We start from the raw sequence: 22,598 nt of genomic DNA, 5'->3' as shown, positions 1-22,598 counted from the left end.
TTATAGGTCTCCTTTCGCTGTGAGTATAAGCTTCTTGATATTCTCATACCGGGTATCCTCTCGATAGGCAAATTCCAGCCGTTCATATAAAATGTCGGTTGGATACACCAAAAAATTGCCGCTGGATTCAAAAAAACGAACCAGTTTTTGGTCTTTTAAAAAGGTCATGACTTTATGAATAATGCCCCATTTCGTCCGAAACGAGGGAACCAATCGACTGACTTTTTCATCTCGCAAATTCTTATTCAAGTATAATTCTGCTGCTGTTTTGATGTTGATGCCCCATTGTTCTTCCCACTTTGGATTTTCTTTCATCTTCTCTTGCCACTCCTCTAGGACTCTATCTATTTCTTTAGCGAGCTTCGTATAGGAGATGCCGTCCCGCTCCGCACTACTTTGGATGACTAAATTCCCATCAACTTCAGCTAAATAGACAAGGGCTATTAAACACAAAAGATGGAATTCATCTTGATTTTGAAACCCTATTTTTTCTTTCAATAGATGGTAAGGAGTATCAAAGAGGGACCCGCTTCCAGCGGTAACCAAATGGATATTTTCTGCTGCTTCTAATATTTCGGTCCCTGACTGTGTGGCACACATACGGACAAATTCTCGTATTCTAGCATCCGAAAAGTATAGTACCCCTTCTTCCTCTTTGGATGAAATGTATCCATTTTTCACTAAAGTAAAATAGATTCTGAGCCCTTCTTTAAAAGTTGTTTCTTGCCCCATTCCTTACTCTCCCTTCCGAGCTAACTTCAATCGAAGCGTCCCATCTGTTAGCAAAACGGAATCATTGTATCGTATGGTTTCACTGTAGTGGTTTTCCACGTAAAAAATACTTCCTTCTAACATGGCGTATTTAGGATTTTGAAGAATGGCTTGTCTAATGAATTCTTCTCGCTCATCCTTATACGGTTGATTCGTAAAAACCTTGATGGGCACCGTAAATTGTTCTTTGGTAAATTGCATCCATAGTTCAATCGCATCCTTTGACCAGCCCTCTAAACTTTCAAGGGATTGAAGGGTAAAAGTCTGATGTTTCAATAATTCGTCAAGTATCGGTATCCATTTTTCTAAAATGTTTCCCCAATACAACACATATTCAAAGGCTTTCATTTCATATATTTCTTGTTCCACTGGTTGAGTAGTTACTACTCTTTCTGTTAAAATTCGTTGCTTTGCCCATACTCTATCAAGTGAAAACAAAGCGGGGGATTGTGGAGAAAATAAAGGACTAAGGATTTCCTGAAAGACCTTTCCATCTGGAACCCCTTCCACCCAAATCAGTTTTTCCCACACGTCTTCTTTGTATCGTTTGGACGATTTTCGCATCAATAAATCCGGACGATTAGTTCGGATATCGAGGATAAGCGCAATATTTCTTGTGACCATCGTATTAAATTCTGCATGTTTAATCGTGGTCTGATTGAGGCGGTCTCGAATCTCATTCATTTTTTTCTTTGCCTCTACGTCGTACAGCCCTTCATTTCTCTCTTCAATGCGGAATAATAACGTATGCATATGTCGGAAATTCTCATCTTCCTCCCGAAATTGTATCCGTATTTCTTCCTCTCGTTTGCTTCTATCATCGAACCCTTCTCGAAGGATTATCTTGGGCTCCCGAATGATTTCTCTTCCGTAGGCAGTTTCCTTTGCAATGAGGTGGCGAACCCGTTGCAATAAAAAATCCGTTTGTTTCAAAACCCCTTCAATGTTTCCTTTTCTCAACAACTGAATCATATAAAGCTGCTCCAATGAAATGGATAGCTCGGACGTGATTTCTCGGCTCGAAAACAGGATGAACTGGGCGTCGTCCGATAATTTATAAATGATGGAAGGAGCATTATCGCTCATCAATTCTAAATCTGGAATTAAATATTTAAACTGGTGCACCTCAAAGGTTTGATTCTTGACTGAATAGTAATGCCCTTGAAAGGCTTCCAATGTCTGTGGATTGGAATATAATAATCCAGTAACGAGTCGTTCTGAGTCTTTTTCAGAGGATTCCAATTTCATTTCCCCTAGCACCTCTTGAACGATTTCCAAAATGTCTCCTTCCGTTCTTGCGTCATTGTTCCGGACTTCGCGGTAGAACAATTCAAGTAACACCGCCAAAAGGATATTTTCAATGAAGGGATTTAAATAAGGAGTAATTTGTATCCCTTTTCCGAACGAAAAGAATGGATTTAACAGCCGCATTCGCCCCTCGTACCCATCCCAAATATCTTGATTCAGCATTTTGTTCACTTCTTTCTCGTTAGCTTCTCATAATTCAGTACTTCTTGCGGAATCCGTTTGTTCTCTTTCCACATGTTTTCTAGCTTGGCTCGTTCCTCAGCATTCCCTACTTTATCAAATTGGTGAAGGAACAATTGGAAATCCTGTCGATTTTTCCGTTGACCTTTCCCCACCACCGGAGGATTCGGTTCTTCTCGCAACATCCACTCATAAATGTTTTTGGCTATGTTAATCGACAAATCATCATATTTTCGTCTTATTTGAGCAAAAATACTGTAGCCTTCAGGGTCAAGGTCCCCGACGTAGTAATATTGTTTTTGGGTTGGCTGTTCGAAAAGCGCATACAAATATTCTAAATTGGCAATGGTTTGCTTTCCTCTGGCGTACACTATCATATCTACAGGAATACCTGCTATGTTTTCTTGTACTTCGAGGCTCCTTCTGACCGAATGGTAAAAAGAATTATTTTCTATAATGAGAACCGTTTGTACCTCAGATAACGGCATTCGGTTTCTCGTTTCGTATGGGATGGGTTCAGGGAATTTTTTAGCTTTCAAATCATCCAAACTAATCTTTATTTTTGATAAAAATCTTTGTCCGTTTTCCCCATTCGGTTCCGGCAATAACCATTTCTCTTTTTTAAACAGTTCATACATCCGTTCCTCTGCTGAAACTAATTCCCGATTCGGTGTTTCCAAAAAAGAATAAATCGCATCGATTCGGTCTTTGTTGAGAGCCGTTTGATTCCCTGGATACCGAATGAAATGTTTTAGATCTAGTTTGGTCATTCTAGTGAGAACATACGACCTAGTCCAGGTTTCTTCTGTCTTTTCTTTATTCTTTCTCCAATGATTTGGGAGCAATAAAGCGCGATGTATCTCTTTTATTTTGGATTTAACGGGCGTGATTTTGGATTCTTCCTGGAATGAAAGAATGTCCTTTTTTAATTGCCCGTTACCGCCTCTATCAATATAGGTATTCATGTTTTTTGTTTGACCTATTACATATTCTTCTAATGCCTCTAACGTAAATCCCAATTGCTTTCGTTCTAATAAGAACGACTCGATGATTCGGCGAAAAGATCGCTCCATGGCTGACACTCCCTTATTTCACTACTTTCCCAATTACCAACGTTCCCCTTACTCTTTGTGTACCTTTAACAAAAGGTACCTGCCCTAAGTGTATTAATGTATTACTTCACTAGGGTCAGGCACCATTATATGTCCCACCATTATTTGGAATTACCTGTCCCTTTGTCCCAAAAATAACTCCTATTTATTAGTAGTAAATGCCGTTCCTGGGGGAATTTATCCTCCTTCCACACTAAGTAATATGAAGCCACTTAAAGTAAACAAATTATGTATCCTGAATGGTAATTATAATTTTAATAATTCAAATAATTATCTTTATTACGGATTTCCTGTAATAAAGTTTCACTACTTCCATAATACATTAAATTTGGCGGAATAGTGACAGAACTGTGTGAAAATATACCTATCTACTACAGATAGGCCGTGACTGAATAGCTAAAATCATTGAAAAAACGGGAAAGTCAATTATCATCGAACACTAAATGAAAATGATTACACGTAGTACACACGGAATACGAAGCGACTGACAATAAGGTTCATGAAATTGGGGAGCTAGTGGACTCTTTAAAATTGATTCGCGATAATTCTACTATTCATGATATATATTGTTAAATCTCAAACTCTTACAAATAAACTATAATTACTCATATTCTGGTAAAATAAGAGCACAGACCAAATTAGGAGTGGGAATAATGCCTATATATAACAAACTCGTTCGTGATCGTATACCTGAAGTGATTGAAAATACAGGGAAGTCATTTAGCACGCGCATCCTTGATGAAAATGAATACCACGATGAACTTCTTAAAAAAATGCATGAGGAGCTTAAAGAATACAAGGAGACAGAAAGTAATGAAGATGCTCTTGAAGAACTTGCAGATATGCTAGAGCTTATTCATGCTGCAACATCCATACACGGAGCTACTTATAATCAACTTGAAGAGATTCGGCAAAAGAAAGCTGAAAAACGCGGCGGCTTTAATGAGCGGATATTTTTAATTGAGGTTGAAGATGAGTAAGCTTCGGCTAATTACCGCAAATCTCGTTGACACAATCAACAAGCTGACTGAGGAAGCAGATAAAATTTACATTTTAACATCTTTCATTATGCTTTCGGGTGTCAAAAAGATCTTGTCTGCATTGAAAAGTGTCTCCCTAAGAGGAGCCGAAATAAAAATTTGCACCGGCGATTATTTACACATTACACAGCCGGATGCCCTTCAGCTTTTTACTAAAGAACTTCCAGATGCGGAAGTAAGAATGTGGAATAGCGGTGGTAAATCCTTTCACCCATATTTATTTCGTTTCAAAGAAAAAGGCCATGTAATCGTCGGTTCATCTAATATGTCTGCATCAGCTTTAACATCTGGAGTTGAACGGAATCTTCATGCACCATCGGCTGTAGATGACGAGATTTTTGGTAAAGCACTAGAAGAGTTTGAACAACTTTTTTATCATGAAGTTACAATCCCGGTGAATAAAGAAACGGTGAAACAATACCGTAAAAGTTATGATTATTTCCACGAGAAACAGTCAGTAGTAAAATATTGGACTGAAACGGAAGAAACAGAAATCATGTTTTCGGAACCAGAGGATCAGGCGGAAATCATTGCAGAGCCGCCTGGGAATTACGTTATTAACCATGAAACCCTTGAACCACGCCCAGCGCAGAAAGTGGCCCTTTTAGCACTCGAAAATACGATGGAAGAAGAATATGATCGTGCCCTCGTTGTGATGGCGACTGGTCTCGGTAAAACGTATTTAGCTGCCTTTTTCGCACAAAACTTCAATCGAATATTATTTATTGCACATCAAAAGGAATTATTGGAACAAGCGAAGCAGTCTTTTTCACATGTCATGCCTGACAGACTTGCTGGAATATTGAATGCCGACTATAAGGAAAAAGATGCCGATATGCTGTTTGCTTCTGTCTCTACCCTCGGCCTGTCGCAGCATCTTCATAGTTTTCAAACAGATGACTTTGACCTGATTATTGTCGATGAATTTCACCACGCCGCTGCCAATTCCTATCAAAAAGTTTTAGATTACTTTGAGCCAACATTTTTGCTCGGTATTACAGCTACACCCGATCGGATGGATAATAAAGATGTGTACAGCATTTGCGAAGGCAATACCGCTTATCGAATTCACTTCTTGGAAGCGATTCAGAAACAATGGCTAGCTCCAATCCATTATTGGAATTTATGACGACACAGACTATTCTGCATTGACTTGGCTCGGTACAAGATACGATGAAGAGGAATTGCTACAAGTCCAGTTAAAAGATGAAATGTCGGAGAAAATCGAAGTAGCTTGGAAAAAGTATCGCCAAACGAAAACGATTGGATTTTGTTCATCCATTAGGCAAGCGGAATTTTAAGCAGCTATTTTAATAGCAAAGGCTGGCGGACCGTTGCTCTTCATTCAAAAATGCCAGGCAATTCACGCCGTAAGGTAATGAAAGATCTTGAGTCCGGAAAACTCGATATTATTTTTACAGTCGATTTATTTAACGAAGGTGTCGACATTCCATCTGTTGATACACTTCTATTCGTTCGCCCGACCCAATCACTCACTGTATTTACCCAGCAAATTGGCCGTGGTTTACGTATAGCTGAAGGCAAGAGCCATTGCGTCATTATTGATTAAATTGGAAACTATCGAAATGCGGATATAAAGCTCCAAGTTTTTGATAGCGCTCCTAGTACAATTCGTAAGGGAAAGACCGTTATTCCAACAGTGCCAGCAAACTGTAGTATGGATTTTGACCTAGAGGCTATTGATCTATTAACAGTCATGAATAAGAAAAGAATTCCACGAAAAGATCAGCTAATTTTTGCATATGAGCAGCTGAAGCTTGAGCTGGGAAGACGTCCTTCTTATTTGGAATTCCATTTAAAAGCAAATGCCGAAAGCAAAGCTGTCAAAGAGTTTTTCGGATCCTATCCTGGATTTTTTCATAATATCGGTGAATTGAATAACCTCGAAAAAGAAGCATTTCTCCACTACCAAGATTGGTTTAATGAGGTAGAAAAGACGGGTATGAATAAAAGTTATAAAATGGTGGTGCTTCTTTACATGCTTTCTAAAGGTGCGAATGACTGGATAGAACCTATCACACCCGAGGTAGCAGCGCCTTTCTTCCATCATTATTGACTTCTAAAGAATACAGAAAGCGTATTGATTTTTCCGGGAAAGAAGCGCAACAACTTGAGGAATATAATGAAAAGAAAATGGCCTCTTTGATTGCAAGAATGCCAATGACCAAATGGAGTGGCTCATCTAATGAAATGATCACATTTGAAAAAAAATACTTTTCAAATTCATGTGGCGGTAGAAAATGAATATGTGCAAACGTTGTATGAGTGGACGAATCAGATTTGTGAGTACAGGTTGCATGGGCATTTTGAGAGGAAAGAGGGGATTTTGAGGAAGTTGCAGTGATATAAAAATCTTACATCCTAGTAAAAACTTTTCATCATTAAGAAAAGGAGCAATTATTATACTTTGTATACCATATAATGAAAGTTATATAAATTAAATTGAGGGCAAATAACTTTGAATAGGGACTTTGTGAAAAAAGTACATCCTTCGATACCAAGAATGTTCTATAAGGTAGACGAGACGAGTATTGTCTATCGCAAAATAAACGTATGAATAAATGTAAAAACGGTAGTGACTTTCTATATGTTTTCCTAAGTAGGTAAGTGAAGATAAAATCTATTACTCCAAAGGAACAGCACCATTTCTTCATCACTAATTAACACTTAAAGAATATAGAAGAATTGACTTTTCTAAAAAGAAGAGAGTCAACTTAAAGATTATAATGAAAGGAAAATAGCTTCCTTGATAATAGGAATGCCACTGACTAAGTAAGGGGTTCAACTATTGGAATAATCACATTTGAGGATTATATTTTTCAAATTCATGTAATGGTTGATAAAAATAAGAGCAACCTTCGGATAAGTGGATGAGGCGTATGTAAAAACAGGTTGCATGGGTACGAAGGGGGAAAAAAGAGGAATCCTAACCAGTTTTCTAAAATTCAAAAAGAGGATGAAATAAGTGGGAAATAAAGACATTTTGCAAAATTGGATTATAGAAGCTTTAAAAGCAAATGAAAATAGCGCCACACTTTTAGATATTTGTAAATATGTTTGGAAAAATTACGAGGAGGAACTACGAAAATCGGGTGATCTTTTTTATACTTGGCAATACGATATTAGATGGGCCGCTACAAAATTAAGGAAAGATGGCAGATTGTTATCTGCCAAGCAAAGTCCCAAAGGAGTTTGGGAACTTTCCTGAATTAAAAACTTCATCTATTATCATTTTTTATAATCGTGGATTATTATTAATTGACATATGTTAAACATATCTCCATAGACATCTTTTGGATGTTAGGCCCAACCTTATTCAATGTTGTTAAAATGTGAGCCAAAACTACCTTTTTGTCCAAAGTAAGAAGAATTTCGAATACTCTATTTCATATACTGAAAATCTTGCAGCTAACTGTATCGAATTCCCCGATCACAAGGATAAATATTGATTAATGATTTTAGAGGGAGCCCATATAATATAGGGTTCCTTCATACCGAGTAAATACGTCTATTTGCAGTTTCTAAATCGATCTCACTTTTTAGCTTTCTAGCAATCTTTCTTGCCATTAAAGGGGGGACTGAATTTCCGATTTGCTTAAATGCAGCCGTTCTATTTGATTCGAAATAGTAATCATCAGGGAATGATTGTATTCTTGCAGCTTCTCGAATAGTAATTGAGCGATTTTGTTTAATATCCGGGTGGATATAATAGTGACCATCTTTAGAAATATGGGCAACTATTGTATGGGATATGCCTTCATACGGAATAACGTTAAACCTATCTAAAAAGGTCTTCGTGTTTTTATGTGTTTTTAGATTTTCGGGTAGTTCATTGTATTTTACTTTTCTTTTCTCCTTATTCCAAATGTTTACACAATAGCGATAGATTTCAAGATCAAGCTCCCTATTGGGTCTAGCTTCGTGTTGGGTTAGCAGGTTCCAATCAGATGTTCTGATATTATTTTGCCTTGTATAATTACTTGGTATTGAAATATATTTATTTCCCGGACCAACAGAATCACCAGCATTTAGGGTTGGCAAATCTTCAAATAAATCACTAATGGTATCGGAATATATCTTATTAAAAAAGCTCGGATAATTAAAGGAAATATCGGATTTCCAACCAATTATGATTACTCGCTTTCTCGACTGTATAACTCCAAAATCTTTAGAATTCAATACTCTATAATCAATTTCATACCCTGCTTTATTCATTTCTTGTTTAATTTCGGCAAAGATAGCTCCCTTTTGTGCAGACAGCAATCCTACAACATTCTCGAACACAAAATAATTCGGATTGTATTTCGTTAAGAAGCGGATATATTGCCTATACAAGTAATTTCTTGGATCGCCTTTCATGCGCTGAGGGTCTCTTGACCTTCCGGCTACTGAATACGCCTGGCATGGCGGTCCTCCGATAATTAAATCTACAGATTTTCCATTTAGTAGAGAATCTATCTTATCAAAAATACCTTCGATTGAATCATCTGTTATTTCTTGATTAATCACTTTGTTAAGGATTTTTCGGGGAATATGACAGTATAATTCATCTCTACTTAAATTCTTTAACAAATAATTTTCATAAATATCTAATTGCTTGTGATCTTTCAAGTAATAATACGCTTCTCTTGTCTTTAATGTGAATGAGGCATGTTTATCCATCTCTACATGGGCGAGTATATTAAATCCTTCTTGCCTAAAGCCTTCTGATAATCCACCTGCCCCAGCAAAGAGATCAATCACGTTCATCTTATTCTTCACTCCTTATAAGATGAGTATACCAGGTCGTTTTTTTATTACAACCCCACAAAACCTCTACTCTAACATTCTTTTCTTAAATATCCAATACAAAATAGATGTTGACAATTTAAAAATAAAAAATAAAATAAATCATCAACACCCAATTAATTAGATTTCTTCCTTTAGCATTGAAAAGAATCCCTGATTTTCTTCTGAATAAATATTAATTAACCCTCTATCTAAAAAACGGTTAAATTCTTCACACGATGTTTCCGGAATATATGAGCAATTATGGCAAGCCGCAACGTTTAAATGATGTACTCCTTGACCGCTAGCCAGACCAATCTCATTGCAAACAGGATCTGAAGAACACCAAGAAGCTTTTTCAATAACTTTTCTCAATAGGACCTCCAACTTATCTTTTTTTCCTAGGCGAACAAGACCACCCATTGTACCTTCAGAATCTCCTGAAGCGGTGTATATTAAAAATCCATTCATTATATAATCAGGATCAGTAGATACGTACATACGTTCACGTAAAGCACTTGTACTATATCCACATTCAAAAACCAGCTCTTGTATAAGCAAGTGCGCAAGAGTATGCAACATAACAAAACGGGGTGAGATTTCACTTTGTAGCATAAGCCTGTCACCCTTCGCTTTACGAATCCGTTCGGCCATTTTTTGAAAACGCTCAGATACAATTACTTTCTCTTCCCATATATTCAGCAACTCATGGTCAAATTCAATATAAATCCCCTCACCAAAAACTTTATATCCGGGTAACCAGCTTTTATTCTGTCTTTCGGGATAGTGAAATAAAAGTTGTTTACCATGATTAATCGATTCTTCGTTTAAAACAGAATTACTTACTAAACGATCAAAACCATATAATACTCTTGTGTCCCTTAGAGTCGGAACAAGGTTTATTTTTGTAATGCCCATCGATTGTAATAAAGATTTCTCTTTAGATGCATCATATTCATTTATAATTTTCAAATGCTCGCTACCCTGTAATTCCTCGATCAATACATCATGTTCTTGTTTTTTGATTTGTACTTCTATACTTTTGTACTCAACCTCATCATTTTCATGATTTTCTTGTTCTAACATTTTTAGTGCGGAATGTATATTTTCACAATCAATTTGATCAAACTTATCCCTAAACCTTGCCTTTAGTCCATCTGCGACTTTACCCAAAGGTAGACCTAGGGATTGCAAATATTCAATTTCTCCATTTACATCATCCCTCAAGAGAATATCTATAACATTCATCAACTCTTCTTTTCTATCTCCCGGTAAGAAAAGAGCACTTATTACCTTCGGAAAATATACATTTGTAGAACTTTTTAAAAGAGCAAACGGCATTTCTCCACAAAACTCATACGATGATTCATCTGTTCCAAACCAATGTTTTCTTCCGGTACAAATATACTTCTCTCCCTGAGAATCCAAATGGGAGAATAAAATTGACCGATCTTTATCATATCCACTTGTTACACCTTGTAAAGAACGCTTTTTATCTTCACATCTAGTACATTGCACTTGCATAGTACTCAATGTAGCTCCACCTGTGGATACTAGTTTTAAAGGACCTTTACAATTTGGAGATGTGCTTCTATGAACCCACTCTACCCATGGAAAATCGTCAATATGTCCTTTTGCACATACTACCACGAGAGGTACTTGAACCATTCTTGCATTTTTGCCTTTACAATGACTGCACGATATTTTATTTTCTAAATTCGCAAAGCTTTCTTTGGTCATTATTCTACAATGATTACAATAGTGCCATGTCGGGAATCTTACCATGGGAATCTCATTTTCCATATTTGTTTTATCTGTTGCATATTGATTATAGGAGGAACGGTAATCAGGAGGCAATCTAAGTTCATCTACTTGTAAAATCTTCTCCAATCTTCTTTCTTGAAATACGTATTCAGAAACATCGACATGTTCAGACATGTCATACCACTTATCCAATGCACCAGTCATCATGTTTACACCTTCACTATTTGTACAAATAGCTCCTACACCCATCGGAGAGATTAGTTCAGCCCTTCTTAATGGGATTTCAGCAATCTTATTGTTCCGCATCAATATCCTCCCTTACATATTCATTAGTCAAAACGCCCTTACAAGAAGCATCAACATTCCTCATTGATGTCAATACCGGACTAGCGGTTCGCTTATATCGATTTGCGACATATGCCCCTGCTGGATACATTAAAAAATAAGATACTTCTCCATTTCCTGCACTCCATCTTTGAGCTTCAGATGTTAGCATTTTATTTATATATGAGTCATAAATTTTTTCGGCAATTTCCATTTGAGTCTCGTCAACTTTTTTTACTCTATTTAGTAAGATTTCTTTTAATTTATTTAATTCAGCCTTATAATCTTTAATATTTTGGGGACTATTAGCAATTTCTTGATCATAAAACTGCCTAAGCCAACCAATAATAATACCGTACAACCCTCTTCTTAAACACGGATCAGAAAATGGTGTTACACTGGTTGCTTCAACATGCGTATATAATTTTTGATGATATTCTTTAAAATGCTCAAAGTGTGATTTATCACGTGATATTGCGCTTTTATACATTGTAAGAACAAGACCCGGACGTTCGAACCATGCACGCCCAATTCTTCCAGTTACCTGAATATACTGTGCCGTATTTTTTGGCTGACCTACTACTGCCATCAAAGACATTCTATCAATATCCACCCCCACCTCGATAATATTTGATGCTAAACAAACATCGACTGACGATCCGCTTTCATATGTTTGTTTCAACTCGGTGATTGCGTCTGTAACCTCACCATTACTTAATCTCGACGTCAATTCTTTAAAACTATTTAAGTACCGTCGATAATCCTTTTCTGTAATATGATGTTTATTTTTTAACTGAAGAAAATAACTTGGTATATCCGTTTGAAACAATGTTAAACTTCCGCCAAGCTCCCTAATACTATTGTAAAAACTAAGCATCGTCCAAAATGGGTCACGATCTTTTTCATCAAATTCAGTTACCTTTTGAAGAAGAGTGGAATATGTTTTTACTTGCAAAGTCTGCAGGCCGACTAAATTGCTTGAAAGCCCAATATATTTCCTACCGCGCGATGGTTTTCCCTCTTCATCATAGTGAGTTTTTGCAAAAAATGAATCGTCGTGAGAAAGCCCAGGACTTGGAAACAGTGCGACTTGTTCCTTTTCTCGTGCATACAATGCATTTACTTGATCCTTATATCCTCTTACAGTAGCAGTTGCGCAGATAATTTTTGGTTTAGTACTTTTGTTATTACGTCGATCTGTACACAATTCTTCAACTAATAATTCATACAAGCCAGTCATTGATCCTAGTGGGCCTGAAATTAAGTGGAGTTCATCTTGAATTATTAAGTTGGGAGGAGATAGATCTCTTCTACCAGACTCTTCAAGTCCAAATAATCTTCTGGCTTCGGGACGCCACGCTAGCATAGCAAACTTATCGACGGTACCAATTATAAGTGTAGGTCTCACTTCATAAATTGTTTCATCAACAATATATACAGGTAAACGACTGTGAAATGGACATTGGGCATCAGGGCAATATATATTCAAATGTGCGTTTCCACGTATAAATTTATAGCCTTGGATATCATTAATGACCTTTTGAAATCTCCCACGCAAAAATTTAGACTTTTGGTTGTTAGTGCTACTTATTTCATCATACCGTCCTAATCCTGCACCACACCAAGGGCAATTCTTAACCATTAACGCCTGTTTTTCATCACCCTTTTTCCATTTATCTAATCTTGACTTTGCACTTTTATCGCCTTTGGAATTAGAGTTCGGAGTTGTATCCCCACCTAACCAAATACCAATGGAAAATGATTTTTCGCCAATTAGATCTTCATTTTTACGACGCAGTATTTCCATAGCACAGATTAATCGAGAGGATCTTTGAAACTGGTCAGCTGTTAGAAGCCTTAAGGTGTAGCGCATAATTACATCGGTCCCAGTATCAGTTTTATCTTTTAAACGTTTAAAGAACATGGAGAATGCTGCCACTCCTAAATATGCTTCAGTTTTTCCTCCGCCTGTCGGAAACCAAATTAAATCAGCAATTTCTCTTTCTTCCTTATCGCCACAAAATGATGGCAATGACATTAATAAGAATGCCGCTTGGAAAGCGCGCCATTTTCCTTTACCAATACTAACAATACTTTCGACCGACGGAATATCATAGTTTTCCAAGTTTCCGTCATCCATATGTACCTGACCATTTACCAATTTACCTTTACGTTCCTTTGTACCAATTACTTGTTGGATAGCCATAGCATAGTTTGCTAATTGAAAAGCTTTTAAAACATCTGGCTTTTCTAGACACTTAAGTCCCTTATTCATTCTTTCCAACGCTTTTCGGCACTCGCTCATATGTCTTTTCGCAGCTTCCTGAAGCAACGGATCCTTGATATGACTAATTTCATTTTCTCTTTCTTCTATCCATTGTGAATAACTATCAACAATTTTACTTAATATCGTAGAGGCATTTATGGCATCTTTGGTAACTCCAGCAAGCTCCAGCATCGAAAGGGAGAACTCGTTTCCATTCTCATCCGTTATATCCGGTGTCATATTCCTCATTTCATGCTCGGGCATAAATGTTGACAAAAGTTTTACCGGAGTAGGTTTTTCATCCATCATTATCCAATCTGCGGAACACCCATGTCCAAGCGCAAAATTTTTTACATCTCTATATAATAAATTTGATGATAATGTTTCCTCATCATGCTCATCAAAAGACGTATGAAAATGAGATGGATATGCATCAAAGTAATCGTTGTCTTTTACTAATTCAACTGAGATTTTGCTTTGAAATAAAATATTTTCCATATCCTTAGTTTCCTCACTTTCTGTTATATTCGTTGCACTAATAGTAATCAAATAACCATCATCTGAAATCCTTGAATATAATTGAAGTTGAAAACACAAATGTTCGAACTGAACAAACTTCTTAATTACGCTTCTTTCCTTATTTAAAATCGTGGTTAAATCAAAAAGAATACCTTCAGTCCCTTCGGTAAAATTGACCGGTATTCTGTACCACCAAGACCTTGAAGGTTTATCAGAATCATTTATTAATTTCACTTCAAAAGGACGATAGATTCCGCCCTCAAAATTTACCTTAAGCTGTGGACAGTCATTGTTCAATTTTGCATAAAAACTAAGTGCTATACTGGATGGAGCAAAGTCATTTTTACCTGGTATTAAATCCGGTATTTCCTGATCAAAATCATTAACACTTCGTTTATCAATCTTATCTAACTCTTTTATTCCTTCCTTACTAATTATTTCGGTTGTACCTTCTTCATGTTCATACAGCTCATTATTAATTTGCTGTTCTTCAATCGCAACATTTTCTACTTCATAAGGAAATAGTATTCCAGCTGAATATTGCATTATAGGAATGTTAATTTGTAGTATTTCTTCTTCGCTCTCAGCATTGTAATAATGTTCTCGCATCTCTTCAATGCTATTAAATACTACTGGAGCATTCTCATTTATCATTAACGGTTTCATTCGATTTTTATCTACAGGTATTGGTCCTACTAATTCATTTTTAAGAGCCTCAACAAGCTTATCCCTATTTTTTATATTGTTAAATAATTTATTGGATTCAATTATATTTTTAGACATAATACTTCACCCACCACCCAATTAAAAATTTATTACCCGTTTCTCATACACAGCCGGTATTTCCATGACAGTATTTCCAACAACAAGTACTTTTCTGATTTCTAGTGTTACGCCACGCATATCCTCCAATTCAACCTCCTGCTCTCCACTAGTAAGCAGTTTGGTTATATCAGCTTTTTCTAAATTATCCCTAAGTATATCTCTAATTTTCCGACCTGCCTGTATGTGAAACGCCGATAATATCCTGCTAGAATCATAATAATTGCGGGCTACTTTTTCATTATTCTTTGCTAATATTAATAATAAGCGAAAATACTCTTCATTATTTTGAAGCTTAAACGAAGATGTTTTTAGAAGGTTTTTTATTTTTGATTCATTTATATTAGGTAGACCTTTTGATTTCAATATTTTGCATAAATTAGAAATTGTATATCTATCAACTAGTTTTTCCATAAGCTTTTGTAACTTTGCTTGTCGTTTACGATGGAAAGCTATATTTTGTTTTTCAAATAATTTATCTGCAAATTCTTCCAACAATTTGGAATCACTAAGGGAATTAATCACTAAGTAATCTCCCATTACAATTTCAGAAGATAATTTTCTTTTAAATATCCCCCGATTTGTAATTACATCCTGTCGCCCCCTAGAATCTCTAATAAATATTGCCTTTTCCCCGTGAAGTTCAAATAATCTTGCTTTAACTATTTCTTGTACTTCGTTATTACTTTGTTTTTCACTTAGATTTTGTAGAATATTATCCACCATTGATAATGAAATCTCAGGTTCTAGTATACTTTCTTCCTTTTTGTTTTTGAATTTCCCCATAGCATCTTTGTTTTCTACGAAATCGGAAAATCCTACTGTATATGTATAGTCAACCGTCTCATCGATAACATCCTTATACATTGTACTAATTTTCGGTGCTCGCCAATGAATAAATAAGCTGTTCTCGGAATGGTCATTTCTATAACAATCACGGCTCATGAAAGATACAATTTTGGACCGATTACTATTATTAAACGAATGATGAAAAAAGGTCTCATTTCCTATAAAAACTATATAATCAAAAATGGAAAAATCATCTTTGAAATCTTTTTCATCCATAAATTTTATAGAGAAATCACTAAATATATTTTTCAAGTATTCCTTATCTATAAGATTTATTTCCCTTTTCGTCACAATACAGTAAGTAAATGCAGAATACTTTAGTATTTTATTTTTCAAACAATCTATTAATGCACTAGAAGAATGACTGCCTATCGCCTTTATTGATTCAAGTAAATCTTGAAACAATACCTTGTGCTCCGGGTTTATTTTTATTACTTCAGAAATACTCTTCTGTACAGACTTTATAATTTCAGATGTAACTATATTATTATAGGGAACTGGTTGAGTAGATAATAGGTATTTAATTTTCCTCAAAACATAATTTAACTTCGAATAAATTCTTGTTTCTATAGCAACGCCTATTGTAGACTGAAATTTTCTATACATCCGATCAAAATTGGAAAAATAGTAATCCGTAATTGAATAATAATAGATTCTTCCATTTTGTGAATTTTTATTATTAATAGATAACTCATTAAGCGAAATCATAATTATCCACCTCTTCTCCATGCCAATATTTCAAGATTTTTAGGTATACCTTTCCTTTGGCTAACCATTTCAATAAATTCTTCATCTGTATTTACCTCATAATTATAAATATCCTGAAGAGCTTCACCCAGCAAGGCTTCCGATGCATTTCTTTCTAGAAGTATAATACTAGCATTCTCATAATTCCTATATGGTGATTGATTGAATGCTTGAACGCCATCATAAATAATCACCGTTTCGGCATTTATCTCCTCAGTTACAGGACTCGCCTTAGACGATATTATTTCAGTGACATAAGAATTTTGGGCACCGACTAAAGACTTTGGTAGTAACCAATCTATAAACGTATATTCATCCATTAAGCTTTCTTCCATCTCCATGGTAATACGGTTTACATTACCAACGAATAATACTTTGATATCTGGTTTTCTCAGAATAGAATCAACGTGTTGACTTTCATAATGGGTTCTTATTGCTTTACCCCTTTCATTTTTTGAAAACCTATTTCTTTTATATTTTACCTGTTCAGGGGCGATTCTAATTTCCTCCCACCAATTTTGATTTCTAAGTGTTAGGGTTACTGGGGGACGATGTTTACTTTTAAATTGAGGGTATCCATCACTGTCGATGCCAACAAAAACATAGGATTGTTCTTTTTTTGAATTAGGAGGTCTGCGAAAAACCAATGTGCCTTCTTTTAAGTCATCAAATTTATGTACATTGTATGCCGACGAAGAGTAAAATTTATCGCAAATCCCCAAACCAATAGCAATTGATAAATAGTTTAGAAACGGTACGCTTATACATAGATGTAGGTTTTCACTTCTTGTTTTATTAGAATCATAAAAGATTCTGCCCAAATCCAAGAAAAATGAAAGCCAATTTTTATTCGAAATCTTTGATTCAATATCAGTAAATTTCATTCAATCAATTCTCCTTTTAATTTAAGTCTATTAGTAGATTAACATGAAATAGTGGTTTTTTAAGGGCTGAGAATTTCTTAACCCAATTCTTCTAAAGTAAATAATCAAAAGTTAAATTTAGCTTCCTAATATTATTTTACCACAGTTCTAAATTCCTATCTGAAAATTCACTTTTTACTCTGTGCTTTGTCGTATTTTATGTTTGGGTTGCCAAGTATTGTAGAAGTATTGGTTTGCATAAATAGGCCTTGATCTGTAAAATCAATTGGGCTATTGGATCATAAAATTGTTTCCCCTTCACCTTGATAGCCTTCTAAGTTATCTAGTTTAGAAAACTGTCCTTGATTCGCTCCCCCCCCCACCCCCCGCGAAATTTTTATCTTGCATCCACTCATATACCTCAGGCTCCATCTTTCTATTTCTTTTAAGCGTAATCTTTTTTAACTCCCGAATTTCGCATGTTTTTGAAGTAGCTGTGCAATTTGGACTGTATCTTGAAAGATCAAATTCATATCGAATGGCACTCCTTCTATTTTTTCAGCGACAATGGCGGACTGGATTGGTTTCCATAATGCGCGCGCCACTTATAGTAAAGAGCACATTTGCTTAAATATTTCTCTTGAATGACTTCAAGCCAAACCCTTGAAATGCATCGGATAATTGGAGGTTTGATTCATAACGATAGTGTCCACAAGGGTCATGACTCCTGCCTAGTTTAATGTTCTTACTAGAATCGCAATTTTTGGATCTAAGTCAAATGCATTTACTTTGATTCCTATTCGTCTTTGTGCGAATGATTTTCATTTGTAATGATATTCTTGCATGGAGCTGGGATATGATTTACAAATACTTGAAACTTATTTTCTTCCGAAATATTGGTATATTTAATAAATGGCGGACACCTGCCATATCTTCTTTTGCATATTCATTCGTTAAATAAATGAAATCAGCTTTTGCCCCCCAAATTTTCTCTTGCTTGCAATGCCTTAGCAATTCGCTGTGTTCCAGTCATCATTTCAAGTTTTAATAATTTCATATTTTCCATTTCCCTATATAAAAAGCCCAGTTACAAAATCGTAACCAGGCTTTTATCCTTATCTAAGTTCAATTGACGGCAAGGCCAATCACCATTCCTCAATAGAATGTATCCATCTTACCGAAACTATTCCACCCAAAGGTTCTCATTACCAAAGTATTCATCCAGCTGACCACTGAACCAACGGCCGTTCAATACTTCACGAATAATTTGATCCTTCGCTTCTTCAGAAATGGTCTGATCTGTATCCATTTCTTCCAACACATCTGTATAAACAATGCGCTCGTCTGACATGCCAATTAGCGCCTCGTCCTTATTAGCATCGAGTAAGAGATTCCGGCCTTTTTCTTTACTTTCCCACGGTTGCCATTGAGCTAATTCATTACCATTCGGATCACCTGTCCTTAAGAAATTAGATAGGTATGCAATGAAAGCTTCATTTAGCTCGTTTGTGCCAGCTTGATTAAATGCGTCTAGGTACTGTTCTTGAAGTCCGCTGCCATCCTTTACTAACAGCGGTTTCCACATCCCGTGCGTTGCACCGACTATCGTTGCCATTTCTTCACCGACAACCTCTGCATCGGATCCCCAATTAATATCTACCGTGTAGATTGGAGCCTTGTACGTATCGATCATTTTTTCGGCGGATTTCTGGGCATTGAATAATTCATATAAGAGACTGCCGTATTTTACAGCAAAGTTATATTCGTCCAACTTCTTTGAATCGGTAAAAATTGTACCGTTTTCTACTACATCTTTAAAATATGGATCTGGATTTGCAAAATACGTAAATTCCTTAGATCCGGTTAACATGATCAATGGCACTTCATTAAATGTAGCTGTCTCAAATCCTTCTTTAGGAATGATCTCCCCATCCGTATATAAATGAGGGAATACAGACATACGAATGGCTGCATTACCCATTAATGGCGCGATCCGTTCCGCAGATATACTGAATAAATAATCCCTTACTTCCGTGTCATCCGCGAGCAACCAATCATACGCTTCCTCTTCAGTCGTTTTGATATTATCTTCCACCACTAGAGGGGCAAATGCTTTAGCAAAAACCTTTTGGCTATTTTCTACATCTGCAAGTGTCATTCCGCCACTAAAGGAAATCGCCTTATGGAATTTACCTTCAAACAATGGAGAAATCAACATGGCCATTACATCGCGTCCGCCAGAGGAGTACCCGGAAATGGTAATATTATCAGGGGCTCCGCCAAATTCTTCGATATTATTGGCAACCCATTCTAATGACTGATTAATATCTAATAACGTAAAATTCCCGGAATTTTCTAGTGGATCTCCCGTTTTCAATGCAGGTAATGGGTTAAATCCTAATGCACCTAGTCGAAAATTAATCGTCACGATCACCGCATTCATTTTCGAAGCAAGGTATTCTCCATTTAAGTCACTATTATTTCCAATTTGATTATTCCCACCATGAATATAGAAAAGTACTGGCAAATCAGTCTCGTTTGTATTTGGTCTGAATATATCAAGATTCAAAGGATTTTCTCCGCCAGTGACCTCCCCTTGATTAAGCTGGATGGCTGTTTCACCTGGTTTTGTTGCATCAAGTTCTCCATCCCAAGCCTCGGGCTCTTCTGGTGCTCTCCATCTTAACTCTCCTTCAGGTGCCTTACCATAAGGAATTCCCTTCCAAATGATCGTTTCACCGGCTTCATCTACATCCCCCTTGACTTTTCCATATTGTGTAACCCGTATGGCATTATTTTCAACTTCATTTGCGACTTTTTGTTGAGACGTTCCCTCGTTCTTGGCAGGTACAACCTTACTGTCGGTTGCACAACCCGCCAAAATAATGAATACAAACGTCAAAACTGTAAAACTTCGAATCACAGTTTGAACATAACCACTCTTTCTCTCCATCATCATTTCCCCCTAATTTTCCACAGAGTTCTTATCAAAAAGTAAAAAACCTCTTCCGGTAAGAAGAGGTTTCACATAGTCATATGCAATCTAGCACTCTTCTTATCTTCAAGCATTACGCTTCTGGAATTAGCACAGTACTTATTAAAAGTCTGTTGCTAAGGCTTCACAGGGCCAGTCCCTCCGCCTTTCTTGATAAGAAATCTTTTTATTAAATTATATTTACATGCTATACTGATAAATTTAATAATAGTCAATGGAGTTCACTTAAGTTTAATAATTATAAAATAGTAAGGGCACATACAACGTACCAAACCTTAACTTACATAACTACTTTTTGATGGCTACGAATAAAATTAAACCTTCAAAGATATTTTGCCAAAATGTTTCGATGTTCTTCATGCACATACCATTTATCAGTACTTGGCATAATTAAAACACCAATTTTCACTCTTCTGCCAATTACACAGGCGGCAATGGCATCTAGTTCATACATATTACCTGCGTTTACCTAGCGGCATTTAATAAAATGATGACAGCAATCGTAATTCTTTTCATTTTGGGTGAATATCGTGTGTGCCTTATCCGCCAAAATACCACAACATTTTAGATTATTCATGTATAATCACTGTATAATACGAAAAAGGAGTGAGTCATTTGTCATCCTCAAAGGCAAAAAAGCATAGACAAAAATTAGCTCGTGAAGGTCGAAGAAATCCTGAAGAAAATAGAAGCCCCTTCGCGTTTGCTAATATGAGAACGCGAAGAACGAAAACGAAAAAAGACAGACTTTATATGAAAAAACACAAAAACCATGACTTCCAAAAAGAAAATGATGGTTTTTATTTTTTCCCCTTATGCTTTTAAATCAAAACTTAAAAACTTATTTGTGCTACTTTTGAATTTTTGCTGATAGGTATATAAGCCTTTAATCACCAATTAAGGCTTGCTCAAGGTATTCGGTAATCGCATAAACCCTTTTTCGATAACCAAAATTCGCATTGTTCATTTGATTAAACCCAAATCTCCTGCTTTACCTTCAACTGTTCAAACAATTTTTCAATCGTTCCAATCCCTACATTTTCGTATTTTGCTAAGATAACTAACTCTCTAGGTAATTGTCCTACCGTTTTAATTTGGTCTTCACTCAGCTGCCTGAAAAGACTAGGACTTCCTGTAAATTCGGCTGTTGTGAGTGGTATTTGGGATAAGTTCTCTGTAACGACGATATAGTCCGATTTATAAAAAAGAAAAAGCTCTCCCGGGCGTTCGAGTGCTAATTTTCTTCTCACCTTTTCCTCTTCAATATAAATTTTTAGTTCATTGAAAAGATTTTCATCATTCTTATCGTTGTAACGTTTTACATGTTTGTACAATCCTTCAAGATTATTGGGTAATTCACTCATGAGTCTCGCCTGTTGTTCCGCACCAAGCTTAATAAGAAATCTTTCCGATTTAGAAAATCGCTGGGGCAATAAGAATGCGTCGCGCAAAAAATAAGGGATGTCAAGCTGTCTATCTTTATATATAATTTTCCTTATAGAAGTAAAACCCGGTGCTTCTTGAGTTTCATCCTCAACCGTTGCCGCTGTTTCTGCATGTTCGGGGACCACTATCTCCTGCCCTAAAGAAATTTTTAATAATTCTTCAAGATTCTTAAGCCTCACCTCAAGCTCTGCCATATCATATTGATCACCTATATCCAGTTCAGGGTCCTGATATTCTGGCACATTCATGTCGACTGGACCATACACTTCGATATACCACTTAACAATCATATAGATCGCTTCCCAAGAAAGTAATGCCTCTGAATATCGAAATCTTCTTATATCGTGTGCAGCCTTGTTACCGCTAAGTCTAACGTGATGCAGCGCATTTCTTATTTCAGTTGTCAGATAACCTTTATCATTTAATGTGTCGATCCGTTCTTTCAATGTCATAAAGGAGTCATCGTTCAAATGTTCCGCACGAATGACCCTTTGAAGAATGACTTCAACAAACGTACGTGCATGCGTCAACATTGTGCGTGGACTGGAATATATACTATTTTCGAGTTCGCGAGCTAAATATGCCAGCTCCCTCGATATTGACTCTAAAAATGTATAAAAATAGGATTGCGTTGTTTTCATATTAATCTCGCTTTCTACATACTACTACGTATTCTTAACTTTATTATATCATTTTTGGATTCCAAGAATGTGAATGCATTGCAGGCAGCCTTTTCATCGATTTGATCGCCTATTGAATCTATAGGATCTGTGATATCATGGAGGAATTAAACAGAAAGAAGTA

At 36.2% G+C, this 22,598-nt stretch carries 13 protein-coding genes, 1 pseudogene and 1 riboswitch; of the genes and pseudogenes, 3 read left to right on the top strand and 11 right to left on the bottom strand.

Annotation, left to right across the window (positions count from 1 at the left end):
* The 3 genes from KHA95_RS08300 to KHA95_RS08290 are packed head-to-tail and all read right to left on the bottom strand — an operon-like array spanning nt 1 to nt 3,332.
* Entirely contained in the window at nt 1-732 is a 732-nt protein-coding gene (locus KHA95_RS08300; protein ID WP_213137043.1) for a DUF6063 family protein, read from the bottom strand.
* 3 nt (nt 733-735) lie between these two features.
* Nucleotides 736-2,241, bottom strand: coding sequence for a hypothetical protein (locus KHA95_RS08295; protein ID WP_213137042.1), 1,506 nt, complete (start codon nt 2,239-2,241; stop codon nt 736-738).
* A gap of 5 nt (nt 2,242-2,246) precedes the next feature.
* Nucleotides 2,247-3,332 (bottom strand): Wadjet anti-phage system protein JetD domain-containing protein, encoded by a 1,086-nt coding sequence (locus KHA95_RS08290; protein ID WP_213137041.1) that lies wholly within the window; start codon nt 3,330-3,332, stop codon nt 2,247-2,249.
* Between the two features lie 692 nt (nt 3,333-4,024).
* On the opposite strand from KHA95_RS08290, the gene KHA95_RS08285 reads away from it, so the two are divergent.
* The 3 genes and pseudogenes from KHA95_RS08285 (at nt 4,025) to KHA95_RS08275 (ending at nt 7,640) form a co-directional block, all read left to right on the top strand.
* Nucleotides 4,025-4,351 carry a nucleoside triphosphate pyrophosphohydrolase gene (locus tag KHA95_RS08285; RefSeq protein ID WP_213137040.1) on the top strand — a complete coding sequence of 109 codons (327 nt, stop codon included), beginning with the start codon at nt 4,025-4,027 and terminating at the stop codon, nt 4,349-4,351.
* A pseudogene (locus KHA95_RS08280) lies at nt 4,344-6,776 on the top strand (DEAD/DEAH box helicase family protein). Before KHA95_RS08285 ends, KHA95_RS08280 begins: the two are co-directional and overlap by 8 nt.
* Nucleotides 6,777-7,397: 621 nt before the next feature.
* On the top strand, nt 7,398-7,640 hold the full coding sequence (locus tag KHA95_RS08275; protein WP_213137039.1) for a hypothetical protein: 243 nt from the start codon (nt 7,398-7,400) through the stop codon (nt 7,638-7,640).
* A gap of 281 nt (nt 7,641-7,921) precedes the next feature.
* Here KHA95_RS08275 and KHA95_RS08270 read toward each other — a convergent pair whose 3' ends face one another.
* From KHA95_RS08270 to KHA95_RS08240, 8 genes are all read right to left on the bottom strand, one after another.
* Nucleotides 7,922-9,181 (bottom strand): DNA cytosine methyltransferase, encoded by a 1,260-nt coding sequence (locus KHA95_RS08270; protein WP_213137038.1) that lies wholly within the window; start codon nt 9,179-9,181, stop codon nt 7,922-7,924.
* A gap of 159 nt (nt 9,182-9,340) precedes the next feature.
* Nucleotides 9,341-11,269, bottom strand: a complete 1,929-nt coding sequence (gene drmB, locus KHA95_RS08265; RefSeq protein WP_213137037.1) for a DUF1998 domain-containing protein — start codon at nt 11,267-11,269, stop codon at nt 9,341-9,343.
* Nucleotides 11,256-14,855 carry a helicase-related protein gene (locus KHA95_RS08260; protein WP_213137036.1) on the bottom strand — a complete coding sequence of 1,200 codons (3,600 nt, stop codon included), beginning with the start codon at nt 14,853-14,855 and terminating at the stop codon, nt 11,256-11,258. Before KHA95_RS08260 ends, drmB begins: the two co-directional genes overlap by 14 nt.
* Before the next feature lie 21 nt (nt 14,856-14,876).
* Complete coding sequence (locus KHA95_RS08255) at nt 14,877-16,451, bottom strand: hypothetical protein (protein ID WP_213137035.1); 1,575 nt, start codon at nt 16,449-16,451, stop codon at nt 14,877-14,879.
* A 2-nt stretch (nt 16,452-16,453) separates the two neighbouring features.
* Nucleotides 16,454-17,374 carry a hypothetical protein gene (locus KHA95_RS08250; protein ID WP_213137034.1) on the bottom strand — a complete coding sequence of 307 codons (921 nt, stop codon included), beginning with the start codon at nt 17,372-17,374 and terminating at the stop codon, nt 16,454-16,456.
* Nucleotides 17,375-18,536: 1,162 nt separating this feature from the next.
* Entirely contained in the window at nt 18,537-20,306 is a 1,770-nt protein-coding gene (locus tag KHA95_RS08245) for a carboxylesterase family protein (protein WP_213137033.1), read from the bottom strand.
* Nucleotides 20,307-20,405: 99 nt separating this feature from the next.
* A riboswitch (SAM riboswitch) is annotated at nt 20,406-20,508 on the bottom strand.
* Nucleotides 20,509-20,670: 162 nt separating this feature from the next.
* Entirely contained in the window at nt 20,671-20,802 is a 132-nt protein-coding gene (locus tag KHA95_RS23125; RefSeq protein WP_283248141.1) for a hypothetical protein, read from the bottom strand.
* Between the two features lie 517 nt (nt 20,803-21,319).
* Complete coding sequence (locus KHA95_RS08240) at nt 21,320-22,435, bottom strand: DUF4145 domain-containing protein (protein WP_213137032.1); 1,116 nt, start codon at nt 22,433-22,435, stop codon at nt 21,320-21,322.
* Nucleotides 22,436-22,598 lie beyond the last annotated feature (163 nt).

Origin of the sequence: Bacillus sp. FJAT-50079, assembly GCF_018343515.1 — a bacterium.
Classification (GTDB): Bacteria; Bacillota; Bacilli; order Bacillales; family Bacillaceae_C; genus Lederbergia.
The sequence above is the reverse complement of the archived record's forward strand: the minus strand, read 5'-3'. Positions and strand labels throughout refer to the sequence as shown.

Excerpts from the sequence above, each read along its gene's own strand:
- KHA95_RS08260 (WP_213137036.1), bottom strand. The coding sequence starts at position 14,855 with ATGTCTAAAAATATAATTGAATCCAATAAATTATTTAACAATATAAAA.
- KHA95_RS23125 (WP_283248141.1), bottom strand. The coding sequence starts at position 20,802 with ATGTATGAACTAGATGCCATTGCCGCCTGTGTAATTGGCAGAAGAGTG.
- drmB (WP_213137037.1), bottom strand. The coding sequence starts at position 11,269 with ATGCGGAACAATAAGATTGCTGAAATCCCATTAAGAAGGGCTGAACTA.
- KHA95_RS08255 (WP_213137035.1), bottom strand. The coding sequence starts at position 16,451 with ATGATTTCGCTTAATGAGTTATCTATTAATAATAAAAATTCACAAAAT.
- KHA95_RS08270 (WP_213137038.1), bottom strand. The coding sequence starts at position 9,181 with ATGAACGTGATTGATCTCTTTGCTGGGGCAGGTGGATTATCAGAAGGC.
- KHA95_RS08240 (WP_213137032.1), bottom strand. The coding sequence starts at position 22,435 with ATGAAAACAACGCAATCCTATTTTTATACATTTTTAGAGTCAATATCG.
- KHA95_RS08245 (WP_213137033.1), bottom strand. The coding sequence starts at position 20,306 with ATGGAGAGAAAGAGTGGTTATGTTCAAACTGTGATTCGAAGTTTTACA.
- KHA95_RS08300 (WP_213137043.1), bottom strand. The coding sequence starts at position 732 with ATGGGGCAAGAAACAACTTTTAAAGAAGGGCTCAGAATCTATTTTACT.
- KHA95_RS08295 (WP_213137042.1), bottom strand. The coding sequence starts at position 2,241 with ATGCTGAATCAAGATATTTGGGATGGGTACGAGGGGCGAATGCGGCTG.
- KHA95_RS08250 (WP_213137034.1), bottom strand. The coding sequence starts at position 17,374 with ATGAAATTTACTGATATTGAATCAAAGATTTCGAATAAAAATTGGCTT.
- KHA95_RS08285 (WP_213137040.1), top strand. The coding sequence starts at position 4,025 with ATGCCTATATATAACAAACTCGTTCGTGATCGTATACCTGAAGTGATT.
- KHA95_RS08290 (WP_213137041.1), bottom strand. The coding sequence starts at position 3,332 with ATGGAGCGATCTTTTCGCCGAATCATCGAGTCGTTCTTATTAGAACGA.